At 65.6% G+C, this 19,968-nt stretch carries 12 protein-coding genes, 5 tRNA genes and 2 pseudogenes; all 19 read right to left on the bottom strand.

Annotated elements, in window-relative coordinates:
- Positions 1–138: 138 nt before the first annotated feature.
- The 19 genes and pseudogenes from rpoC to ispE all read right to left on the bottom strand — a co-directional run bounded on the left by rpoC (position 139) and on the right by ispE (position 19,930).
- Positions 139–4,359, bottom strand: a complete 4,221-nt coding sequence (rpoC, locus tag I8J32_RS08440) for a DNA-directed RNA polymerase subunit beta' (protein WP_200610728.1) — start codon at positions 4,357–4,359, stop codon at positions 139–141.
- A gap of 153 nt (positions 4,360–4,512) precedes the next feature.
- The gene (gene rpoB / locus I8J32_RS08435) at positions 4,513–8,682 is read right to left on the bottom strand and encodes a DNA-directed RNA polymerase subunit beta (RefSeq protein ID WP_200610726.1); all 4,170 of its coding nucleotides are present in this window, start codon (positions 8,680–8,682) and stop codon (positions 4,513–4,515) included.
- A gap of 423 nt (positions 8,683–9,105) precedes the next feature.
- Positions 9,106–9,474 (bottom strand): 50S ribosomal protein L7/L12, encoded by a 369-nt coding sequence (rplL, locus tag I8J32_RS08430; protein WP_200610725.1) that lies wholly within the window; start codon positions 9,472–9,474, stop codon positions 9,106–9,108.
- Between the two features lie 59 nt (positions 9,475–9,533).
- Positions 9,534–10,064: a 50S ribosomal protein L10 gene (rplJ, locus tag I8J32_RS08425; protein ID WP_200610723.1), complete on the bottom strand. Its 531-nt coding sequence runs from the start codon at positions 10,062–10,064 to the stop codon at positions 9,534–9,536.
- A 338-nt stretch (positions 10,065–10,402) separates the two neighbouring features.
- A complete protein-coding gene (gene rplA / locus I8J32_RS08420; protein ID WP_200610722.1) occupies positions 10,403–11,101 on the bottom strand; it encodes a 50S ribosomal protein L1 in 699 nt (232 codons plus the stop codon).
- A gap of 3 nt (positions 11,102–11,104) precedes the next feature.
- Complete coding sequence (gene rplK / locus I8J32_RS08415) at positions 11,105–11,533, bottom strand: 50S ribosomal protein L11 (protein ID WP_200610720.1); 429 nt, start codon at positions 11,531–11,533, stop codon at positions 11,105–11,107.
- A gap of 336 nt (positions 11,534–11,869) precedes the next feature.
- Entirely contained in the window at positions 11,870–12,451 is a 582-nt protein-coding gene (gene nusG / locus I8J32_RS08410; RefSeq protein ID WP_245156458.1) for a transcription termination/antitermination protein NusG, read from the bottom strand.
- A gap of 11 nt (positions 12,452–12,462) precedes the next feature.
- Positions 12,463–12,844: pseudogene (secE, locus tag I8J32_RS08405) on the bottom strand (preprotein translocase subunit SecE).
- A gap of 90 nt (positions 12,845–12,934) precedes the next feature.
- Positions 12,935–13,010, bottom strand: a tRNA-Trp gene (locus tag I8J32_RS08400).
- A gap of 132 nt (positions 13,011–13,142) precedes the next feature.
- Positions 13,143–14,335, bottom strand: a pseudogene (tuf, locus tag I8J32_RS08395) (elongation factor Tu).
- A 133-nt stretch (positions 14,336–14,468) separates the two neighbouring features.
- Positions 14,469–14,544 (bottom strand) — tRNA-Thr (locus I8J32_RS08390).
- A gap of 44 nt (positions 14,545–14,588) precedes the next feature.
- Positions 14,589–14,662, bottom strand: a tRNA-Gly gene (locus I8J32_RS08385).
- 134 nt (positions 14,663–14,796) lie between these two features.
- Positions 14,797–14,882: transfer RNA gene (locus tag I8J32_RS08380), tRNA-Tyr, on the bottom strand.
- A 130-nt stretch (positions 14,883–15,012) separates the two neighbouring features.
- Entirely contained in the window at positions 15,013–16,104 is a 1,092-nt protein-coding gene (gene ychF / locus I8J32_RS08375) for a redox-regulated ATPase YchF (protein ID WP_200610712.1), read from the bottom strand.
- A 72-nt stretch (positions 16,105–16,176) separates the two neighbouring features.
- Positions 16,177–16,758 carry an aminoacyl-tRNA hydrolase gene (pth, locus tag I8J32_RS08370; RefSeq protein ID WP_200610709.1) on the bottom strand — a complete coding sequence of 194 codons (582 nt, stop codon included), beginning with the start codon at positions 16,756–16,758 and terminating at the stop codon, positions 16,177–16,179.
- A gap of 56 nt (positions 16,759–16,814) precedes the next feature.
- The gene (locus I8J32_RS08365) at positions 16,815–17,471 is read right to left on the bottom strand and encodes a 50S ribosomal protein L25/general stress protein Ctc (protein ID WP_200610706.1); all 657 of its coding nucleotides are present in this window, start codon (positions 17,469–17,471) and stop codon (positions 16,815–16,817) included.
- 185 nt (positions 17,472–17,656) lie between these two features.
- Complete coding sequence (locus tag I8J32_RS08360; RefSeq protein WP_200610703.1) at positions 17,657–18,616, bottom strand: ribose-phosphate diphosphokinase; 960 nt, start codon at positions 18,614–18,616, stop codon at positions 17,657–17,659.
- Between the two features lie 287 nt (positions 18,617–18,903).
- Positions 18,904–18,979: transfer RNA gene (locus I8J32_RS08355), tRNA-Gln, on the bottom strand.
- Between the two features lie 81 nt (positions 18,980–19,060).
- Positions 19,061–19,930 carry a 4-(cytidine 5'-diphospho)-2-C-methyl-D-erythritol kinase gene (ispE, locus tag I8J32_RS08350; protein ID WP_200610700.1) on the bottom strand — a complete coding sequence of 290 codons (870 nt, stop codon included), beginning with the start codon at positions 19,928–19,930 and terminating at the stop codon, positions 19,061–19,063.
- Between the last annotated feature and the right edge of the window lie 38 nt (positions 19,931–19,968).

The raw sequence follows: 19,968 nt of genomic DNA, 5'->3' as shown, positions 1-19,968 counted from the left end.
CTGGACAGCCCGAAGGCCGTCGGAAAGCGGGGAATTATACCCGCAATCGACATGGATGTAACCCCGGATCGCTCCAGGCCGGCGCCCGCCGCCAGCGGCGGGGCCGGGTTCGGGGCCGGCCCGAGGGCCGGCGGCCGATCACTCTTCGCCGGAATCGGCCTCGGCCGCTGCTGCGACGGGCGCCGCAACCTCGACCGGACCACCGGACAGCGTCTCCATCTCGGACTCGGTCAAGCCCGAGGCGTTGCGGCGGCGCTGGGTGTGGTACGCCAGGCCGGTACCGGCCGGGATCAGGCGACCCACGATCACGTTCTCCTTGAGACCGCGCAGCCCGTCGCGCGTGCCGCGCACGGCCGCCTCGGTGAGGACGCGGGTGGTCTCCTGGAACGACGCCGCCGAGATGAACGACTCGGTGGCCAGCGAAGCCTTGGTGATGCCCAGCAGGACCGGGTCGGCCTTGGCGAGCAGCTCGTTCTTCGACTGCAGTCGGGCGTTCTCTTCGACCAGGCGCTGGCGCTCGACCTGCTCACCGTTGAGGAACTTGCTGTCGCCAGCGTCGGTGATTTCGGCCTTGCGCAGCATCTGGCGAACGATCACCTCGATGTGCTTGTCGTTGATCTTCACGCCCTGCAGGCGGTAGACGTCCTGGATTTCCTTGGTCAGGTACACGGCCAGCGGCTCGACGCCGAGCAGACGCAGGATGTCCTGCGGGCTGGGCTCGCCGTCCACCACGGTCTCGCCCTTCTCCACGTGCTCGCCTTCGAACACGATGATCTGGCGGTACTTGGGGATCAGCTCTTCGTGCTCTTCGCCATCGATCGGCTTGATGATCAGGCGCTGCTTGCCCTTGGTGTCCTTGCCGAACGAGACGATGCCGGAGATCTCGGCCAGGATGGCCGGGTCCTTGGGTTTGCGCGCCTCGAACAGGTCGGCCACGCGCGGCAGACCACCGGTGATGTCGCGGGTCTTCGACGCTTCCTGCGGGATCTTGGCGACCACGTCGCCCACGCCCACGGGCGCGCCGTCCTGCAGGTTCACGATCGAGCGCGGCGGCAGCATGTACTGCGCCGGCAGGTCGGTACCCGGGATCGCGAGGTCCTTGCCGTTCTTGTCGACGATGCGGACGATCGGGCGCAGGTCCTTGCCCTGCGAACCGCGACGCTTGGGATCGGTGATCTCGCGCGACGCCAGGCCGGTCAGGTCGTCGGTCTTCTCGATGACGGTGACGCCGTCGATGAAGTCGATGAAGCGGATGGAACCGGCGACTTCCGACACGATCGGGTGGTTATGCGGATCCCAGTTGGCGATCTGCTGGCCGGCCTTGATCTCCGCGCCGTCCTTGACCGCGATGGTGGCGCCGTAGGGCACCTTGTAACGCTCGCGCTCGCGGCCATGACCGTCGAGCACGGACAGTTCACCCGAGCGCGACACGGCCACGCGGTGGCCCTGGTTGTGCTCGACGAACTTGAGGTTGTTGTACTTCAGCGTACCGGTGGTCTTGACCGTCACGTTGTCGATGGCGGCGGCACGCGATGCCGCACCACCGATGTGGAACGTACGCATGGTCAGCTGGGTACCCGGCTCGCCGATCGACTGCGCGGCGACGACGCCGACCGCTTCGCCGTGGTTGACCAGGTGGCCGCGGCCAAGGTCTCGGCCGTAGCAGTGCGAGCACACGCCGAACGACGAGCGGCAGGTGATCGTCGAGCGCACCTTGATCGACTGCACGCCGGCGTCTTCGAGCTTGGCCACCCACGCTTCGTCGAGCAGGGTGTTGCGGGTGACGATCGGATCCTCGTCGTTGCCCGGCAGGAACACGTCCTCGGCCACGACACGGCCCAGCACGCGGTCGCGCAGCGGCTCGACCACGTCGCCGCCTTCGACGATCGGGGTCATGGTCAGACCCTCGAGCGTGCCGCAGTCGGTTTCAGTGATCACCACGTCCTGCGCGACGTCGACGAGACGACGGGTCAGGTAACCGGAGTTCGCGGTCTTCAGCGCGGTGTCGGCAAGGCCCTTTCGCGCACCGTGGGTCGAGATGAAGTACTGGAGGACGTTCAGGCCTTCGCGGAAGTTCGCCGTGATCGGCGTCTCGATGATCGAGCCGTCCGGCTTGGCCATCAGGCCACGCATACCGGCCAGCTGGCGGATCTGGGCCTGCGAACCGCGGGCGCCCGAGTCGGCCATGATGTAGATCGAGTTCATCGACTTCTGCGGCACCGTCTTGCCCTCGGCATTGACGACGGTGTCGGTGCCGATGGTGTCCATCATCGCCTTGGCCACGCGCTCGTTCGTGCGCGACCAGATGTCGACGACCTTGTTGTAGCGCTCGCCGGCGGTGACCAGGCCGGACTGGTACTGCTCCTGGATGTCCAGGACTTCCTTCTCGGCCTCGGCCAGGATGCCCTTCTTCTCCGGCGGGATCTTCATGTCGTCGATACCGATCGACACGCCGGCGCGCGTGGCGTAGGCGAAGCCCGTGTACATCAGCTGGTCGGCGAACACGACCGTGTCCTTCAGGCCCAGCATGCGGTAGCAGGAGTTGATCAGGCGGCTGATGTTCTTCTTGGTCAGCTCGACATTGGCCAGCGCGAAGGGCAGGCCGTCCGGCAGGATCTCGCGCAGCAGTGCGCGGCCGACGGTGGTGTCGACGATCGAGGTCTTCTTCGAACGCGAGCCGTCCTCGGCGACCACGGTCTCCGAGATGCGGACCTTGCACTTGGCGTGCAGCTGCACCACGCGGTTGTCGTAGGCGCGCTTGACCTCGGCGACGTTGGCGAACGCCATGCCCTCGCCCGCCTTGTTCTCGAGGGCGCGGGTCATGTAGTACAGGCCGAGCACGACGTCCTGCGACGGCACGATGATCGGCTCGCCGTTGGCCGGCGACAGGATGTTGTTCGACGCCATCATCAGCGCACGCGCTTCCAGCTGGGCTTCCAGCGAAAGCGGCACGTGGACGGCCATCTGGTCACCGTCGAAGTCGGCGTTGAACGCGGTGCAGACCAGCGGGTGCAGCTGGATGGCCTTGCCCTCGATCAACACCGGCTCGAACGCCTGGATGCCCAGGCGGTGCAGGGTCGGCGCGCGGTTCAGCAGCACGGGGTGCTCGCGGATCACCTCTTCCAGGATGTCCCACACCTCGGCCTCTTCACGCTCGACCAGCTTCTTGGCGGCCTTGATCGTGGTGGCCAGGCCGCGACGCTGCAGCTTGGCGAAGATGAAGGGCTTGAACAGCTCGAGCGCCATCTTCTTCGGCAGGCCGCATTCGTGCAGGCGCAGCGTCGGACCGACCACGATGACCGAACGGCCCGAGTAGTCGACGCGCTTGCCCAGCAGGTTCTGGCGGAAACGGCCCTGCTTGCCCTTGATCATGTCGGCCAGCGACTTGAGCGGGCGCTTGTTGGTGCCGGTGATGGCACGACCGCGACGGCCGTTGTCCATCAGTGCGTCCACCGACTCCTGCAGCATGCGCTTCTCGTTGCGCACGATGATGTCGGGCGCGTTGAGTTCCAGCAGGCGGCGCAGGCGGTTGTTGCGGTTGATGACGCGGCGGTACAGGTCGTTCAGGTCGGAGGTCGCGAAACGGCCGCCATCCAGCGGCACCAGCGGACGCAGGTCCGGCGGCAGCACGGGCAGCACGGTCATGACCATCCACTCGGGGCGGTTGCCCGACTCGAGGAACGCCTCGACCAGCTTGATGCGCTTGGTCAGTCGCTTGAGCTTGGTCTCCGAACCGGTGGAGGCAATGTCCTCCTTCAGCTGGATCATCTCCGACTGCAGGTCGATGGTGCGCAGCAGGTCATAGACCGCCTCGGCGCCCATCGCGGCCTCGAAGTCGTCGCCGTGCTCCTGGCGCGCCTGCATGTACTGCTCTTCGTTGAGCAGCATGCCGCGTTCCATCGGCGTCAGGCCCGGCTCCGTCACCACGTAGGCTTCGAAGTACAGGATGCGCTCGATGTCACGCAGGGTCATGTCCAGCATCAGGCCGATGCGCGAGGGCAGCGACTTGAGGAACCAGATGTGCGCCACCGGCGAGGCCAGGTCGATATGGCCCATGCGCTCGCGGCGCACCTTGGCCAGCGTCACTTCCGTGCCGCACTTCTCGCAGACCACGCCGCGGTGCTTCATGCGCTTGTACTTGCCGCACAGGCACTCGTAGTCCTTGATCGGGCCGAAGATCGCCGCGCAGAACAGGCCGTCACGCTCGGGCTTGAACGTGCGGTAGTTGATGGTTTCCGGCTTCTTCACTTCGCCGTAGGACCAGGAACGGATCAGGTCCGGCGACGCCAGCGCGATCTTGATCGCGTCGAAGTCGATCGCGGGGCGCAGCTGGTTGAAGAGGTTGAGCAGGTCTTTCATTTTCTTTCTCCGGAAGGAGGAATTCGTCGAAGGGCTGGAGCAGGAGTGAAGGACGGGAATGGAAGGCCGGGAATGTGGGGGATGTCGGGTTTCAGGCGCTCTGGCGCACTTCCAATCCCGTCATTCCCCAATTCCCTTCATTCCCTGCCTTACTCAGTTCTCTTCCAGCTCCATGTTGATCGCGAGCGAGCGGATTTCCTTCACCAGCACGTTGAAGGACTCCGGCATGCCGGCGACCATCTCGTACTCGCCGTCGACGATGTTCTTGTACATCTGGTTGCGGCCTTGCACGTCGTCGGACTTCACCGTCAGCATTTCCTGCAGGGTGTAGGCCGCGCCGTACGCTTCCAGCGCCCAGACTTCCATTTCGCCGAAGCGCTGGCCGCCGAACTGCGCCTTGCCGCCCAGCGGCTGCTGGGTGACGAGCGAGTACGGGCCGGTCGAACGCGCGTGCATCTTGTCGTCGACCAGGTGGTTCAGCTTCAGCATGTGCATGTAGCCCACGGTCACCGGACGCTCGAAGGCTTCGCCGGTCCGACCGTCGTGCAGCATGGTCTGGCCGCTCAGCGGAAGCTCGGCAAGCTCGAGCATCTTCTTGATCTCGGACTCGGCGGCGCCGTCGAACACCGGAGTGGCCATCGGCACGCCGTCGATCAAGTTGTGCGCCAGCGTCAGCAGTTCCTGGTCCGTGAACTGGGTGAGGTCGACGCGCTCGGCGTGCGTGGTGCGGTCGTGGTTGTAGATCTCGTCCAGGAAGGCACGCAGCTCGGAGACCTTCTGCTGTGCTTCCAGCATGCGCTGGATCTTCTGGCCCAGGCCCTTGGCGGCCCAACCCAGATGCACCTCGAGGATCTGGCCGATGTTCATACGCGACGGCACGCCCAGCGGGTTGAGCACGATGTCGACGGTCTGGCCGTCGGCCATGTACGGCATGTCCTCGACCGGCACGATGGTCGACACGACACCCTTGTTGCCGTGGCGGCCGGCCATCTTGTCGCCCGGCTGGATGCGGCGCTTCACCGCGAGGAACACCTTCACCATCTTGAGCACGCCCGGGGCAAGGTCGTCGCCCTGGGTGATCTTGCCGCGCTTGTCGGCGAAGCGGCGCTCGAATTCCTTCTCGTGGGCCTCGATCTGCTTCTGCGCGCGCTCGATCGCCTCGACGGCGTCGTCGTCCTTCATGCGCAGGGTGAACCATTCCTTCTTCGGCAGGCTGTCGAGCACCAGCGAGGTGACCGTGTCGCCCTTCTTCAGGCCGGCGCCGCCGTTGGCGGTCTTGCCGATCAGCTGGCCGCGCAGACGGTCGTAGATGGCGCCCTCGAGGATGCGGAACTGGTCGTCGAAGTCCTTCTTGACGCGCTTGATCTCGGATTCCTCGATCTGGCGGGCGCGCTTGTCCTTCTCGATGCCGTCGCGGGTGAAGACCTGCACGTCGATGACGGTGCCGTCCATGCCCGGGGGCACGCGCAGCGAGCTGTCCTTCACGTCGGACGCCTTCTCGCCGAAGATCGCGCGCAGCAGCTTCTCTTCGGGGGTCAGCTGGCTCTCGCCCTTCGGCGTGACCTTGCCGACCATGATGTCGCCGGCGCGCACTTCGGCGCCGATGTACACCACGCCCGACTCGTCGAGGCGGTTGAGGGCCTGTTCGGAGACGTTCGGGATGTCGGCCGAGATTTCCTCCGGGCCGAGCTTGGTGTCGCGGGCGACGCAGGTCAGCTCTTCGATGTGGATCGTGGTGTAGCGATCCTCCTCGACCACGCGCTCGGAGAGCAGGATCGAGTCTTCGAAGTTGTAGCCGTTCCACGGCATGAACGCGACCAGCATGTTCTGGCCCAGGGCCAGCTCGCCGATGTCGGTCGACGGACCGTCGGCCAGCACGTCGCCGCGCGCGACCACGTCACCCACCTTCACCAGCGGAGACTGGTTGATGCAGGTGTTCTGGTTGGAACGCGTGTACTTGATCAGGTTGTAGATGTCGACGCCGGCATCGTGCTCGCCGGAGATCTCGACCTCGTTGACCTTGACCACGATGCGGGCCGCGTCGATCTGCTCGATCACGCCGCCACGCAGGGCGTTCACGGTCACGCCCGAGTCGCGCGCCACGGCGCGCTCGATGCCGGTGCCGACCAGCGGCTTCTGCGCCTTCAGCGTCGGCACGGCCTGGCGCTGCATGTTGGCGCCCATCAGCGCGCGGTTGGCGTCGTCGTGCTCGAGGAACGGCACCAGCGCCGCGGCGACCGACACGGTCTGCATCGGCGAGACGTCCATGAAGTGGATCTCGCTCGGCGGCTTGAGCAGCGACTCGCCCTGGAAGCGGCAGTCGATGAACGGCGCGGTGAGGTTGCGGTTGGCATCCTGCGGCGCGTTGGCCTGGGCGATGACGTACTCGTTTTCCTCGATCGCCGACAGATACTCGACGTCGTCGGTGACGCGGCCGTCCACGACCTTGCGGTACGGCGTCTCGAGGAAGCCGTAGCGGTTGGTGCGGGCGAACACGGCCAGCGAGTTGATCAGGCCGATGTTCGGGCCTTCAGGCGTTTCGATGGTGCACACGCGGCCGTAGTGGGTCGGGTGCACGTCGCGCACTTCGAAGCCGGCGCGCTCGCGGGTCAGGCCGCCCGGGCCCAGCGCGGAGACGCGACGCTTGTGGGTGACTTCCGACAGCGGGTTGTTCTGGTCCATGAACTGCGACAGCTGCGAGGAGCCGAAGAACTCCTTGATCGCGGCGGCCACCGGCTTGGCGTTGATGAGTTCCTGGGGCGTCAGGCCCTCGGACTCGGCCATCGACAGGCGCTCCTTGACCGCGCGCTCGACGCGGACCAGGCCCACGCGGAACACGTTCTCGGCCATTTCGCCGACCGAACGCACGCGACGGTTGCCCAGGTGGTCGATGTCGTCCACCACGCCGCGGCCGTTGCGGATCTCGGTCAGCACGCGGATGGCGTCGAGGATGTCGGAGGAGTTGCCCAGCGCGCCGCGCAGGCGGGCGGACTCGTCGTCCTTGCGCTCGGCGAAGTACTTGGCGTCGTACAGCACCGCGGCGCCGGTCACTTCCTTGCGGCCGATGCGGCGGTTGAACTTCATCCGGCCCACGCCCGACAGGTCGTAGCGCTCGAAGGTGAAGAACAGGTTGTGGAACAGGTTCTGCGCGGCATCCTTGGTCGGCGGCTCGCCGGGACGCATCATGCGGTAGATCTCGACCAGCGCTTCGAGCTGCGTCTTGGTCGAATCGATGCGCAGGGTGTGCGACAGGTAGGCGCCGCGGTCCAGGTCGTTGACCCACAGCGTGCCGACGGCAGCGACACCGGCCTTGCGGAACTTGACCAGGTGGTCGTCGTTGATCTCGTCGTTGGCGATCGCCAGCAGCTCACCGGTGTTGGTGTCCACGACGTCGTGCGAGAGGATGCGGCCGACCAGGTAGCTGTCCGGCACCGACAGCGCAGCGATGCCGGAGGCTTCGAGCTGCTTGACGTGGCGCGCGGTGATGCGGCGGCCGGCCTCGACGATGACCTTGTCCCCATCGGCAAGGTCGAAGTCGAGGGTTTCGCCGCGCAGGCGCTCGGGGACGAGCTCGAGCTGGACGCCTTCCTTCGGATCGATATGGAAGGTGTTGATCTCGAAGAACTCACGCAGCATTTCTTCGTTGTTGTAACCGAGCGCGCGCAGCAGCACGGTCACCGGAAGCTTGCGGCGACGGTCGATACGGGTGAACAGCGCGTCCTTCGGGTCGAACTCGAAGTCCAGCCAGGAGCCGCGGTAAGGAATGATGCGGGCGCTGTACAGCAGCTTGCCCGAGCTGTGCGTCTTGCCACGGTCGTGGTCGAAGAACACGCCCGGCGAACGGTGCAGCTGCGAGACGATGACGCGCTCGGTGCCGTTGACGATGAAGGTGCCGTTGTCGGTCATGAGCGGGATCTCGCCCATGTAGACCTCCTGCTCCTTCACGTACTTGATGGCCTTGGTCGACGACTCGCGGTCGTAGATCACCAGGCGCACGGTGACGCGCAGCGGGGCGCCATAGGACAGGCCGCGGTTGCGGCATTCACGCTCGTCGAACGGCGGATCGCCCAGCTTGTAGCCGACGTATTCCAGGGCGGCGTTGCCGCTGTAGCTGACGATCGGGAACACCGACTTCAGGGCGGCGTGGAGGCCCTTGTCGTCGCGCTTGGACGGTTCGGCGTGTTCCTGGAGGAATTCGCGGTAGGAATCGACCTGGATCGCGAGCAGGAAGGGCACCTCGAGGATCGTCCGGCGCTTGCCGAAGTCCTTGCGGATGCGCTTCTTCTCGGTGAACGAATAGTTCGTTTTGGAAGCTGTCGTCATGGGGAGCTACCGCCTCTGTTGGAGCTGGGACTGGTGAAGCACAGACCGGGATTCGCGTTCTGCCCAATCCGACACAGCGGCGGGCCGCGTTTCGGAGTTGACTGGCGCCATGGCCCTCGCCCTGCGCAGGGTCGGGCATGGCTTGCCTTGGCGAATTGCTGGTCTCGCATCACAAATCCCTGGGGAGAGATTTGAACTGTCAGTTGGAAGCCGCGGGTATTGCCGGCACCCGCACGCCCTCTGGTGCTGCTTCCAACTACCAACTCGGTTGGTTTTCTGCTTCGTGGACCACTATCCAGCCGGGGAACGAAGCCGACCCCGGTTGGCTGAACTGCTGCGTCACTTCAACAACGGCCAAAGGCCGGGGACTTACGTCCCCAGCCTTAGGTGCTCGCCATGAGGAACTGGCGGAGCAAGTACTGCTTACTTGACTTCGACGGTCGCGCCAGCGGCCTCGAGGTCCTTCTTCATCTTGGCGGCGTCGTCCTTCGACACGGCTTCCTTCACCACGCCGGTCGCTTCGACCAGGTCCTTGGCTTCCTTCAGGCCCAGGCCGGTGATGGCACGCACGGCCTTGATGACCTCGACCTTCTTCTCGCCGGCAGCCTTCAGGATGACGTTGAACTCGGTCTGCTCTTCTTCCACCACGGCGGGGCCGGCCGGGCCGGCCATCATGACCGGGGCGGCGGCGGTGACGCCGAACTTTTCTTCGATGGCCTTCACCAGGTCCATCACTTCCATCAGCGACTTGGTGGCGATGGCGTCGACGATCTGCTCGTTGGACAGGGACATTTGATTAACCTCTGGAATATTGATCTTGATTCTGGAAAGTATTCGCGCGAGTCAAACCGTCAGGCGGTTTCGGCGGCGGCTTCGGCAGGTGCGGCTTCGCCGCCACCCTGCTTGTCGGCCACGGCCTTGACGACACGGGCAAACATCGAGGCCGGTTCGGCGAGGACGCGGGCCAGCATGGCCAGGGCCTGTTCGCGGGTCGGCAGCGATGCCAGGACTTCGACGTGCGCGGCAGGCAGCAGCTTGCCTTCCACCGACACGACCTTGGCCTTGAGCTTTTCGTTGCCCTTGGCGAATTCCTTGATCAGGCGACCGGCAGCACCGGGTTCCTCGGTCGAGAACGCGTACAGCAGCGGACCGGTCAGGGCGTCCTTGACGACCTCGAACTCGGTGCCGGAGACGGCGCGCGCGGCCAGCGTGTTCTTGACAACCCTCAAGTACACACCGGTTTCGCGGGCCTTCTTGCGCATCGCGGTCATCTGGCTGACCGTGGTGCCTGCGTATTCGGCTGCGACCAGGGAGTGGGCCTTGCCTGCGACTTCTGCCAGCTCGGCGACTACTTGTTGCTTCTGGGACAGATTGAGAGCCATTGCACTCCTCCAATTGAATTCCGCTCACGGCTCCTGCCGCTTGCGGTCCTGGGCGGCGCCATCCTTGACGCCGGGGACGCTTGGGCGTCCCGGTGGTGGCCCATCCGGAAATTTCCAGAGGGGGCTACACCATCTACGCAGGCCTGACTTCTCTCGAAGCCGGATTAAGCAGCCCCGCTGTTGACGACGGCGATTCCCTGCCAGTCCGAGCCTCCCTGCCCGTCGTCGCCACGCGCTGACCGCGCCTGCGGTCTTTGACGGCGATCGCCTGGACGAATCCCTGCGATGCCCTCAAAAACGAAGGCGGGTGGCAAACGCGCCACCCACCGTGAAACGAATTACTTCAGCGCCAGCGTCGCCTGGTCCACGGTCACGCCGGGGCCCATGGTGGAGCTGATCGAAACCTTCTGCAGGTACTGGCCCTTCGAGGTCGCCGGCTTGGCCTTGATCAGGTCGTGCAGCAGCGCTTCGAGGTTGCCCTTCAGGTCGGCGTCCTGGAAGGAAGCCTTGCCGATGGTGCAGTGGATGATGCCGGCCTTGTCGGTGCGGTACCGGACCTGGCCACCCTTGGCGTTCTTGACTGCTTCGCCCGGATTCGGCGAGACGGTGCCGACCTTCGGGTTCGGCATCAGGCCGCGCGGGCCCAGGATCTGGCCGAGCTTGCCGACGACGCGCATGGCGTCGGGGGTGGCGATCACGACGTCGTAGTTCAGGTCGCCGGCCTGCATCTTGTCGGCCAGGTCGTCCATGCCGACGATGTCGGCGCCAGCGGCCAGGGCCTCATCGGCCTTGGCGCCAGCCGGGGCAAACACCGCCACGCGGACGGACTTGCCGGTACCGGCGGGCAGCACGGTCGAGCCGCGCACCTGCTGATCGGACTTCTTCGCGTCCACGCCGAGGCGGACGGCGACGTCGACGGACTCCACGAACTTGGCCTTGGTGGCCGTCTTGACGAGCTTGATGGCTTCGTCGAAACCGTAGGACTTGCCCGGAACCACTGCGGCGAGGATGGCCTTCTGTCGCTTGTTCATTGCCATGACTTAGCCCTCCACCACCAGACCCATCGAACGGGCCGAGCCCGCAATCGTCTTCACCGCCGCGTCGAGATCGGCCGCCGTCAGGTCGGCTTCCTTCGCCTTGGCGATCTCCTCGAGCTGCTTGCGGGTGACCTTGCCCACCTTTTCGGTGTTCGGGCGCTTGGAGCCGGACTGGATGCCAGCGGCCTTCTTCAGCAGCACCGAAGCCGGGGTCGACTTGGTGACGAAGGTGAAGGTACGGTCCGAATAGGCCGTGATGATGACCGGGGTCGGCAGACCCGGTTCGAGCTTGGAGGTCGCTGCGTTGAACGCCTTGCAGAACTCCATGATGTTCAGGCCGCGCTGGCCCAGGGCCGGGCCCACGGGCGGCGACGGGTTGGCCTGACCGGCCTTGACCTGAAGCTTGATGTAGCCAACTACTTTCTTTGCCATTTTCTTCTCTCCGGGTGCTAGCGCCTGGTTTGCAGGCTCCCCATCGGACCGGGAAAATCGCGTGTCCCGGCTTCACGTTGTGCGGATTTCCAGACGCCAACAGCCGCCAGAGCGGCGGCTGAGGTTCCTGAACGAGTTCGCGCCTTCGGCGGCGAGCCCGCGACTATAACAGGGCGCAAGGTCAGCGGTAAAGCGAAGAGGGTGTCAAGGCCGCCGCTGCGGCCGGTGCCAACCAAGCTACCGCGTTCAGATTCGAGGGCCGAGCCGCTGCAGCCTGGAAAGCGTTGGCCGCGGGCGCGGCCCCAGCGGGCACCGGCGCGTGGGTGCGTCCTGGGCCTACTTCGCCTTTTCGACCTGGCCGAACTCGAGCTCCACCGGGGTCGACCGGCCGAAGATCAGCACGGCCACGCGCAGGCGGCTCTTGTCGTAATTGATTTCCTCGACCACGCCATTGAAGTCGACGAACGGGCCATCGGTGACGCGCACCATCTCGCCCGGCTCGAACAGGACCTTCGGCTTGGGCTTCTCGACGCCTTCCTGGACCCGCTGGAGGATGGCGTCGGCTTCGGAATCCTTGATCGGCAAGGGACGGTCGGCGGTGCCGCCGATGAAACCCATGACCTTCGGGGTTTCCTTGATCAGGTGCCAGCTCTCGTTGTCGATGCGCGGGATGCCGGCTTCGTCATGGGTGGCGATCTGGACCAGGACGTAGCCCGGGAAGAACTTGCGTTCCGACCGGCGCTTCTGGCCCGCGCGCATCTCGATGACTTCTTCGGTCGGGACCAGGACGTCGCCGAAACGGTCCTGCATCTCAGCGCGGACGATACGGTCACGCAGGGCCTGCGCCACCGACTTCTCGAAGCCGGAATAGGCGTGGACCACGTACCAGCGCTTGTTGGAACCGTTGCTCTCGGACACCGACATCTCCCTCAATTGCCCAACAGCCGGGTGACCAGGAACTGGATGATCGCATCCATGCCCGCCAGCAGGAGACTGATGATGACCACCGCGATCATCACCACCGAGGTCGTACGCAGGGCTTCCTGACGGGTCGGCCAGACCACCTTGCGCAGCTCGAAGCGGGCTTCCGACAGGAACTCCCGGGTCTGCACACCCTTGCGAGTGGTCATGAACACGATCGCGCCGGCCACCAAGGCCACCGAACACGGCCAGGGCCCGCAGGGCGGTTGCCCACTGCGTGAACCAGTAGAACGCGAAGATGCCGCCGGCGACCAGCGCCACTGCCAGCACGTACTTGACGATATCGCCGCCGGAAGCCGACGAGCCGGGTTGTTCGACCTTGCTGTTCATTGCGTCCATCGCGCGGCGTGAATCCGCGTCACTAAAGGTGGTCCGACTGGGGACGCCCGACCGGTTTGCGGACGGATCCGCCTTGCCATGTGGCGCGCCAGGAGGGACTCGAACCCCCAACCTGCGGTTTTGGAGACCGCTGCTCTGCCAATTGAGCTACTGACGCATGAATGTTGTGTCGTTTCCGGAAAAGGCAACGGCGGCTCTCTCGCCGCCCTGCCTGTCCCCTTCGGCGACCCGCCCCGCATCCGCAGGCGGACACGGGGTGGATTGGCGCGGCTGGAGCCGCGCCGGGATATTACTTGATGATCTTCGCCACCACGCCGGCGCCGACGGTACGGCCGCCTTCGCGGATCGCGAAGCGCAGGCCTTCGTCCATCGCCACCGGGTTGATCAGCGACACCACCATCTTCACGTTGTCGCCCGGCATCACCATCTCCACGCCTTCCGGCAGCTGGCAGGCGCCCGTGATGTCGGTCGTGCGGAAGTAGAACTGCGGGCGGTAACCCTTGAAGAACGGCGTGTGACGGCCACCCTCGTCCTTCGACAGCACGTACACCTCGGCTTCGAACTCGGTGTGCGGGGTGATCGAACCGGGCTTGCACAGCACCTGTGGCCGCGCTCGACGTCGTCGCGCTTGGTGCCGCGCAGCAGCAGGCCGGCGTTGTCGCCCGCCTGGCCCTGGTCCAGCAGCTTGCGGAACATTTCCACGCCCGTGACCGTCGTCTTCTGCGTCGGACGGATGCCGACGATTTCGATTTCGTCGCCCACCTTGATGATGCCGCGCTCGATACGGCCGGTCACCACGGTGCCGCGGCCCGAGATCGAGAACACGTCTTCCACCGGCATCAGGAACGGCTTGTCGACGTCACGCTGCGGCTCCGGAATGAACGAGTCCAGCGCCTCGACCAGCTTGATGATCGACGGCACGCCGATCTCCGACTGGTCGCCTTCCAGCGCCAGACGCGCCGAACCGTGGATGATCGGGGTGTCGTCGCCCGGGAAGTCGTACTTGCTCAGCAGCTCGCGCACTTCCATCTCGACCAGCTCGAGCAGCTCGGCGTCGTCCACCATGTCGGCCTTGTTCAGGAACACGACGATGTACGGCACGCCCACCTGGCGCGACAGCAGGATGTGTTCGCGCGTCTGCGGCATCGGGCCGTCAGCGGCCGAGCACACCAGGATCGCGCCGTCCATCTGCGCCGCACCCGTGATCATGTTCTTCACGTAGTCGGCGTGGCCCGGGCAGTCCACGTGTGCATAGTGGCGGTTCGGGCTTTCGTACTCGACGTGCGCCGTCGAGATCGTGATGCCGCGCGCCTTCTCTTCCGGCGCCGCGTCGATCGCGTCATAGGCCTTGAACTCGCCGCCGAAACGTTCCGCGCCCACCTTGGTCAGCGCCGCCGTCAGCGTGGTCTTGCCGTGGTCCACGTGGCCGATCGTGCCGACGTTAACGTGGGGCTTGGTGCGCTCGAACTTACCCTTTGCCATGGCTGTCGCTTCTCGTTGTGCTGCTTGGATGGGGGACGTGACAAAACCCCGCCGGGCGGGGTCGATGCCTTTATCACCCCGCCGGAGCGGGGTCTGGAACCTCGGGTTCCGCCAACAGGCGGGACCTGGAAGATGGTGCTCACGAAAGGAATCGAACCTTCGACCTCCTCCTTACCAAGGAGGTGCTCTACCGACTGAGCTACGTGAGCAGGTGGTGCGGACAGTGGCTACGACGAACAGTTTCAAGCTTCAATGGAGCGGGAGACGGGAATCGAACCCGCGCTAGTAGCTTGGAAGGCTACAGTTCTACCATTGAACTACTCCCGCGCCGGACGAAACCGGTTTGGTTCGTAACTGCCTTGGAGCGCACTGCCTTTGGAGCATCCGGTCGCTGGTAAGGCGCCGGGGTGTTGCATTCTAGCTGCTTCCCGAGGCTTTCGAGGCACGTGCCCCGAAAAAACTGGTGGAGGGAGGTGGATTCGAACCACCGAAGGCGTAAGCCAGCAGATTTACAGTCTGCCCCCGTTGGCCGCTTGGGTATCCCTCCAAAAGAGCCCGCTATTCTGGTGTTCGTCCGGCAGGATGTCAACGCTGTTTTTCAGTTTCCTGTCTGGGCAAACCAACCGCCGCCCGGGAACGACTTGCTGCTGCGCACAACGGCGCGCGTCCGCGGCGGATCAGACGTTGAAGCGGAAATGTAGGACGTCGCCCTCCTGCACCCGGTACTCCTTGCCCTCCAGGCGCAGCCGGCCGGCGTCGCGGGCACCGGACTCGCCCTTGTAGCGAAGGAAGTCGTCGTACGCGATCGTCTCGGCGCGGATGAACCCCTTCTCGAAATCGGTGTGGATCACCGCCGCGGCCTGCGGGGCGGTCGAGCCGGCCTTCACTGTCCAGGCGCGGACTTCCTTCACGCCGGCGGTGAAGTAGGTCTGCAGGCCCAGCAGCTTGTAGGCGGCACGGATCACGCGGTTGAGGCCGGGCTCGTCCAGCCCAAGGTCCTTGAGGAAGGTATCGCGGTCCTCATCGTCGAGCTGGCTGAGTTCTTCCTCGATCGCCGCCGACACCGGCACCACTTCGGCGCCCTCGCCCACTGCGCGGGCGCGCACGGCGTCCAGGTGCGGGTTGTTCTCGAAGCCGTCCTCCAGGACGTTGGCGACGTACATCACCGGCTTGAGCGTCAGCAGGAACAGGTCGCGGACCTGGGCCCGGTCGTCGTCCGACAGCGCCAGCGCGCGCGCGGGCTTGCCGGCGTCCAGGGCGGCGCGGATGCGGCCGAGGACCTCGACGCGGATCTTGGCGTCCTTGTCGCCCGTCTTGGCCGTGCGTTCGGCCCGCTGCAGGGCCTTGTCGACGGACTCCAGGTCCGCCAGCGCCAGCTCGGTGTCGATCGTCTCGATGTCGGCGATCGGGTCCACCTTGTTGTTGACGTGGATGACGTCCGGGTTTTCGAAGCACCGCACGACGTGCGTGATCGCGTCCACTTCGCGGATGTGCGCGAGGAACTTGTTGCCCAGGCCTTCGCCGCTGGCCGCACCGGCCACCAGGCCGGCGATGTCGACGAACTCGACCGCGGTGGGGATCACCTTCTGCGGCTTGACGATCTCGCTGAGCGCGTTCAGGCGCGGATCGGGCACGGGCACGACGCCGACGTTCGGCTCGATCGTGCAGAAGGGGAAGTTGGCCGCGGCGATGCCTGCCTTGGTCAGCGCGTTGAACAGGGTCGACTTGCCGACGTTGGGCAGGCCGACGATGCCGCATTTGATGCCCATGATGGATCCGTCATTCGTGATTCGGGATTGGGGATTCGCGCGAATCCCCAATCCCCAATCACGCAACCCCGATCACGGCTTGGCCGTATTCAACCGCTTCATCGCCTCGTTGAAGTCACCCGCGACCGCCAGCGGCAGCACGTCGATGGCGTCGTCGATGGCGCGCAGGATGCCCGCCTCGTCGTCACGACCCGGCTTGCCCAGCACCCAGCCCGTCACCCGGTCCTTGTGGCCGGGATGGCCGATGCCCACGCGCAGCCGCGCGAACTTGCCATGGCCGAGCAGACGCATGATGTCCCGGATGCCGTTCTGGCCGCCGGCGCCGCCGTCGAACTTGAGCCGCGGGGTACCCGTCGGCAGATCGAGTTCGTCGTGGGCCACGAGCATTTCTTCCGGCTCGATCTTCCAGTAGCGCAGTGCCGCGGTGACCGACTTGCCCGAGAGGTTCATGAAGGTGGCCGGCTTGAGCAGCCACAGGGACTGCCCGGCCAGCTCGACCTTGGCCGTCTCGCCGAACAGCTTGGCTTCCAGCCCGAAACGGCCGCCCAGCTTTTCCGCCAGGGCGTCCACAAACCAGAACCCGGCATTGTGCCGGGTCCGGGAATGCTCGGGTCCGGGATTGCCCAGCCCGACGATGAGGCGCAAACCAGCCATCGAAGGCGCAAACGACTACGCACCGGTGCGCCAGGCGGCGCACCGGGCGTGGACGATTACTTCTCTTCCTTCTTGCTGACCTTCGCGGCCGGCACTTCGGCCGCTTCCGGAGCAGCGGCTTCTTCGGTCTCCACGCGGCCGTGCTTGGCGATCACGACGGCGACGTCGTGTTCCTTGCCCAGCTTGAGTTCCGGCAGCTCGACGCCCTTGGGCAGCTTGAGGTCCGACAGGTGGACGATGGCGCCGATGGCCAGGTCCGCCAGGTCGATCTCGATGAACTCCGGCAGGTCCTTGGGCAGGCAGCTGACTTCGACTTCATTGAGCTCGTGGGTGACCACGATGTCGGCGGTCTTGCCGGCCGGCGACTTGTCCTGGTTCAGGAAGTGCAGCGGCACCTTGGCGCGCAGCGCCTGGTTCTCGTCCACGCGCTGGAAGTCCAGGTGCATGATGATCTGCTTGTACGGATGGCGCTGGATGTCACGCAGCAGCACCTTCTGCACCTTGCCGTCAAGCTCCATGTCGAGGATCGACGAGTAGAACCACTCGTTCTGGCTGGCCAGCCAGGTCTTTTCGTGGTCGAGCTGGACGCTCTGGGGGGCGGCGGAGCCGCCGTAGACGATGGCCGGGATGCTGGCGGCGCGACGCAGGCGGCGGCTCGCACCCTTCCCTGCGGCTTCGCGGCCAGTGGCCGAGATCTTGTGTTCGGTTGCCATGATTGCTTACTCACTTCGTTGCGATAGATCGCCTCGCGGCGATTGAAGACTCTTCCGCGACCAGAAGAGCCGATGGAGGGTGGAAACAGGGAATGGAGGATGCGGGGTCACCGCGCCATGCCACTTGCCTTGCTGCCACCCTTGAAACCGCGGATCCGGTGGAAACCGTTCCCGCTTTTGAATCCTCAATCCACGTACAGCGAACTCACCGACTCACCGAACGCGATGCGGCGGATGGTTTCGGCCAGCAGTTCGGCCACGCTCAGCTGGCGGATCCGGCCACAGGCGCGGGCCGCCTCGCTCAGCGGGATGGTGTCGGTGACCACCAGTTCGTCCAGCTGCGACTTGGTCAGGTTGTCGATGGCCGCACCCGACAGCACCGGATGGGTGCAGTAGGCGACGACCTTCACCGCGCCCTGCGCCTTCAGCGCGGCGGCGGCGGCGCACAGCGTGCCCGCGGTGTCGACGATGTCGTCGACCAGCACGCAGGTCTTGCCCGCGACGTCGCCGATGATGTTCATCACCGTGGCCACATTCGCGCGCGGACGGCGCTTGTCGATGATGGCCAGGTCGGCGTCATCCAGGCGCTTGGCGATGGCGCGGGCGCGGACCACGCCGCCGACGTCCGGCGAAACCACGATCAGGTTGTCGGTGCCGTGCGCGCGCCAGATGTCGGCCAGCAGCAGCGGCGAGGCGTAGACGTTGTCGACCGGCAGGTCGAAGAAGCCCTGGATCTGGTCGGCGTGCAGGTCGACGGTCAGCACACGGTCGGTGCCCACCGCCGAGAACATCTTGGCGGCGACCTTGGCCGTGATCGGCACGCGCGCCGAACGCGGGCGGCGGTCCTGGCGGGCGTAGCCGAAGTACGGCACCACCGCGGTCACGCTGGACACCGAGGCGCGCTTGAGCGCGTCGATCAGCACCAGCAGCTCGACCAGGTTTTCCGCGCTCGGGGCGTTCGTCGGCTGGATGACGAACACTTCCTGGCGGCGGACGTTCTCCTCGATCTCGACCTGGACTTCGCCGTCGGAGAACCGGCTCACCAGCGCCTTGCCCATGCGCACGCCCAGCTCCTTGCAGACGGCGTCGGCGAGCGGGCGGTTGGCGTTGCCGCTGAAGAGCAGCAGATTGCGATCGCTTTGCATGGGAGGCCGAGTCGAAAGGGAGGAAGCCGGGTTGGAGCGGGCGGACGGTCACGGGAAAGCGCGCATGCAGCTCTCACCGGGACATCGGACCACCTTGTGAAACCTGATCGATCTGGACCTGACCGAGCTGGACCTGATCGAGCCGGACCTGATCGAGCCGGACCTGATCGAGCCGGACCTGATCGAGCCGGACCTGATCGAGCCGGACCTGATCGAGCCGGATCGGATGGAGCTGGAGCTGATCGAACTGGATCTGACGACCGGCTGGACGAGCACCGGCTTGAAGCTGGCAGGGGCGGAAGGATTCGAACCTACGAGTGCCGGGATCAAAACCCGGTGCCTTAACCACTTGGCGACGCCCCTGTAAAGGCAGGAGTGAGTGGTGAGGAGTGAGAAAAATAGAGGGCGCGGACCGCTTTGCTCTCGTTTCTCACTCCTGACCACTCACCTCTCCGCTTCAAGGACATCCAGGAGCGGCGACCTGCCCGCCCCCGCCGCCACCCAGGCCCGCAGGCCCTTCGGCAAAGCCGCCAGCGCCGCTTCGGCGGATTCGCGCGTGGCGAACTCGACGAAACAACCGCTGCCCGACCCGGTGAGGCGTGGCGTACCGACCTGCGACAGCGCCGCGAACACCGCCTCGACGGCCGGCTCGCGCGCGCGCAGGATCGGCTCGAACGCGTTCCCGAGCACGGTTCCCGAAACGAAGTCCGATATTCTCGCGGGCGCAGCATTGCGAGTCAATTCAGCGGCTTGGAAAAGTGCCGCCGTGGGCGCGTGAACCCCCGGGTCGGCGAGGAGATACCAGGCCGGCGGAAGTTCCAGCGGGGTCAGCACCTCGCCCACGCCCTCGGCCCAGGCATTCTCACCGCGCACGAAGACGGGGACGTCCGCACCCAGCGCCAGGCCTGTTTCCGCCAGCCGATCCAGGGTCAGCCCGGTCCGCCACAGGGCATTCAGGGCCACCAGGACGGTGGCCGCGTCGGACGATCCACCGCCGAAGCCGCCGCCTGCCGGTATCGACTTTTGGACGACGATATCCGCACCTAGCGGCGTGTTGGTCGCCAATTGCAGAGACTTCGCAGCCCGGACCGCAAGGTCGTCGGCTTCCCCAACCCCGGGCACGGAGAGGCCGTGACGGACGATCCGGCCGTCCGCGCGGACCCGCAGGCGCAGGGTGTCGCCCCAGTCGAGCAGCCGGAACACGGTCTGCAGGGCGTGGTAACCGTCCGGTCGCCGGCCGGTGATCCGCAGGAACAGGTTCAGCTTGGCCGGGGCGGGCCAGCTCGACCAGGCAGGGGCGTCGGCTTCGATCATGCTTGGCACGGCAGGCTGAACGGGGCCGCCAAGGGTAC

This window comes from Lysobacter solisilvae (assembly GCF_016613535.2).
Classification (GTDB): domain Bacteria; phylum Pseudomonadota; class Gammaproteobacteria; order Xanthomonadales; family Xanthomonadaceae; genus Agrilutibacter; species Agrilutibacter solisilvae.
This window is presented reverse-complemented; position numbering and strand designations above follow the sequence as displayed.

What these genes read in the sequence shown, in the direction of transcription:
- rpoB (WP_200610726.1), bottom strand. Translation starts at nt 8,682, where the DNA reads ATGACGACAGCTTCCAAAACGAACTATTCGTTCACCGAGAAGAAGCGC.
- ychF (WP_200610712.1), bottom strand. Translation starts at nt 16,104, where the DNA reads ATGGGCATCAAATGCGGCATCGTCGGCCTGCCCAACGTCGGCAAGTCG.
- I8J32_RS08365 (WP_200610706.1), bottom strand. Translation starts at nt 17,471, where the DNA reads ATGGCAACCGAACACAAGATCTCGGCCACTGGCCGCGAAGCCGCAGGG.
- rplK (WP_200610720.1), bottom strand. Translation starts at nt 11,533, where the DNA reads ATGGCAAAGAAAGTAGTTGGCTACATCAAGCTTCAGGTCAAGGCCGGT.
- ispE (WP_200610700.1), bottom strand. Translation starts at nt 19,930, where the DNA reads ATGATCGAAGCCGACGCCCCTGCCTGGTCGAGCTGGCCCGCCCCGGCC.
- rplL (WP_200610725.1), bottom strand. Translation starts at nt 9,474, where the DNA reads ATGTCCCTGTCCAACGAGCAGATCGTCGACGCCATCGCCACCAAGTCG.
- pth (WP_200610709.1), bottom strand. Translation starts at nt 16,758, where the DNA reads ATGGCTGGTTTGCGCCTCATCGTCGGGCTGGGCAATCCCGGACCCGAG.
- rplJ (WP_200610723.1), bottom strand. Translation starts at nt 10,064, where the DNA reads ATGGCTCTCAATCTGTCCCAGAAGCAACAAGTAGTCGCCGAGCTGGCA.
- I8J32_RS08360 (WP_200610703.1), bottom strand. Translation starts at nt 18,616, where the DNA reads ATGCAAAGCGATCGCAATCTGCTGCTCTTCAGCGGCAACGCCAACCGC.
- rpoC (WP_200610728.1), bottom strand. Translation starts at nt 4,359, where the DNA reads ATGAAAGACCTGCTCAACCTCTTCAACCAGCTGCGCCCCGCGATCGAC.
- rplA (WP_200610722.1), bottom strand. Translation starts at nt 11,101, where the DNA reads ATGGCAATGAACAAGCGACAGAAGGCCATCCTCGCCGCAGTGGTTCCG.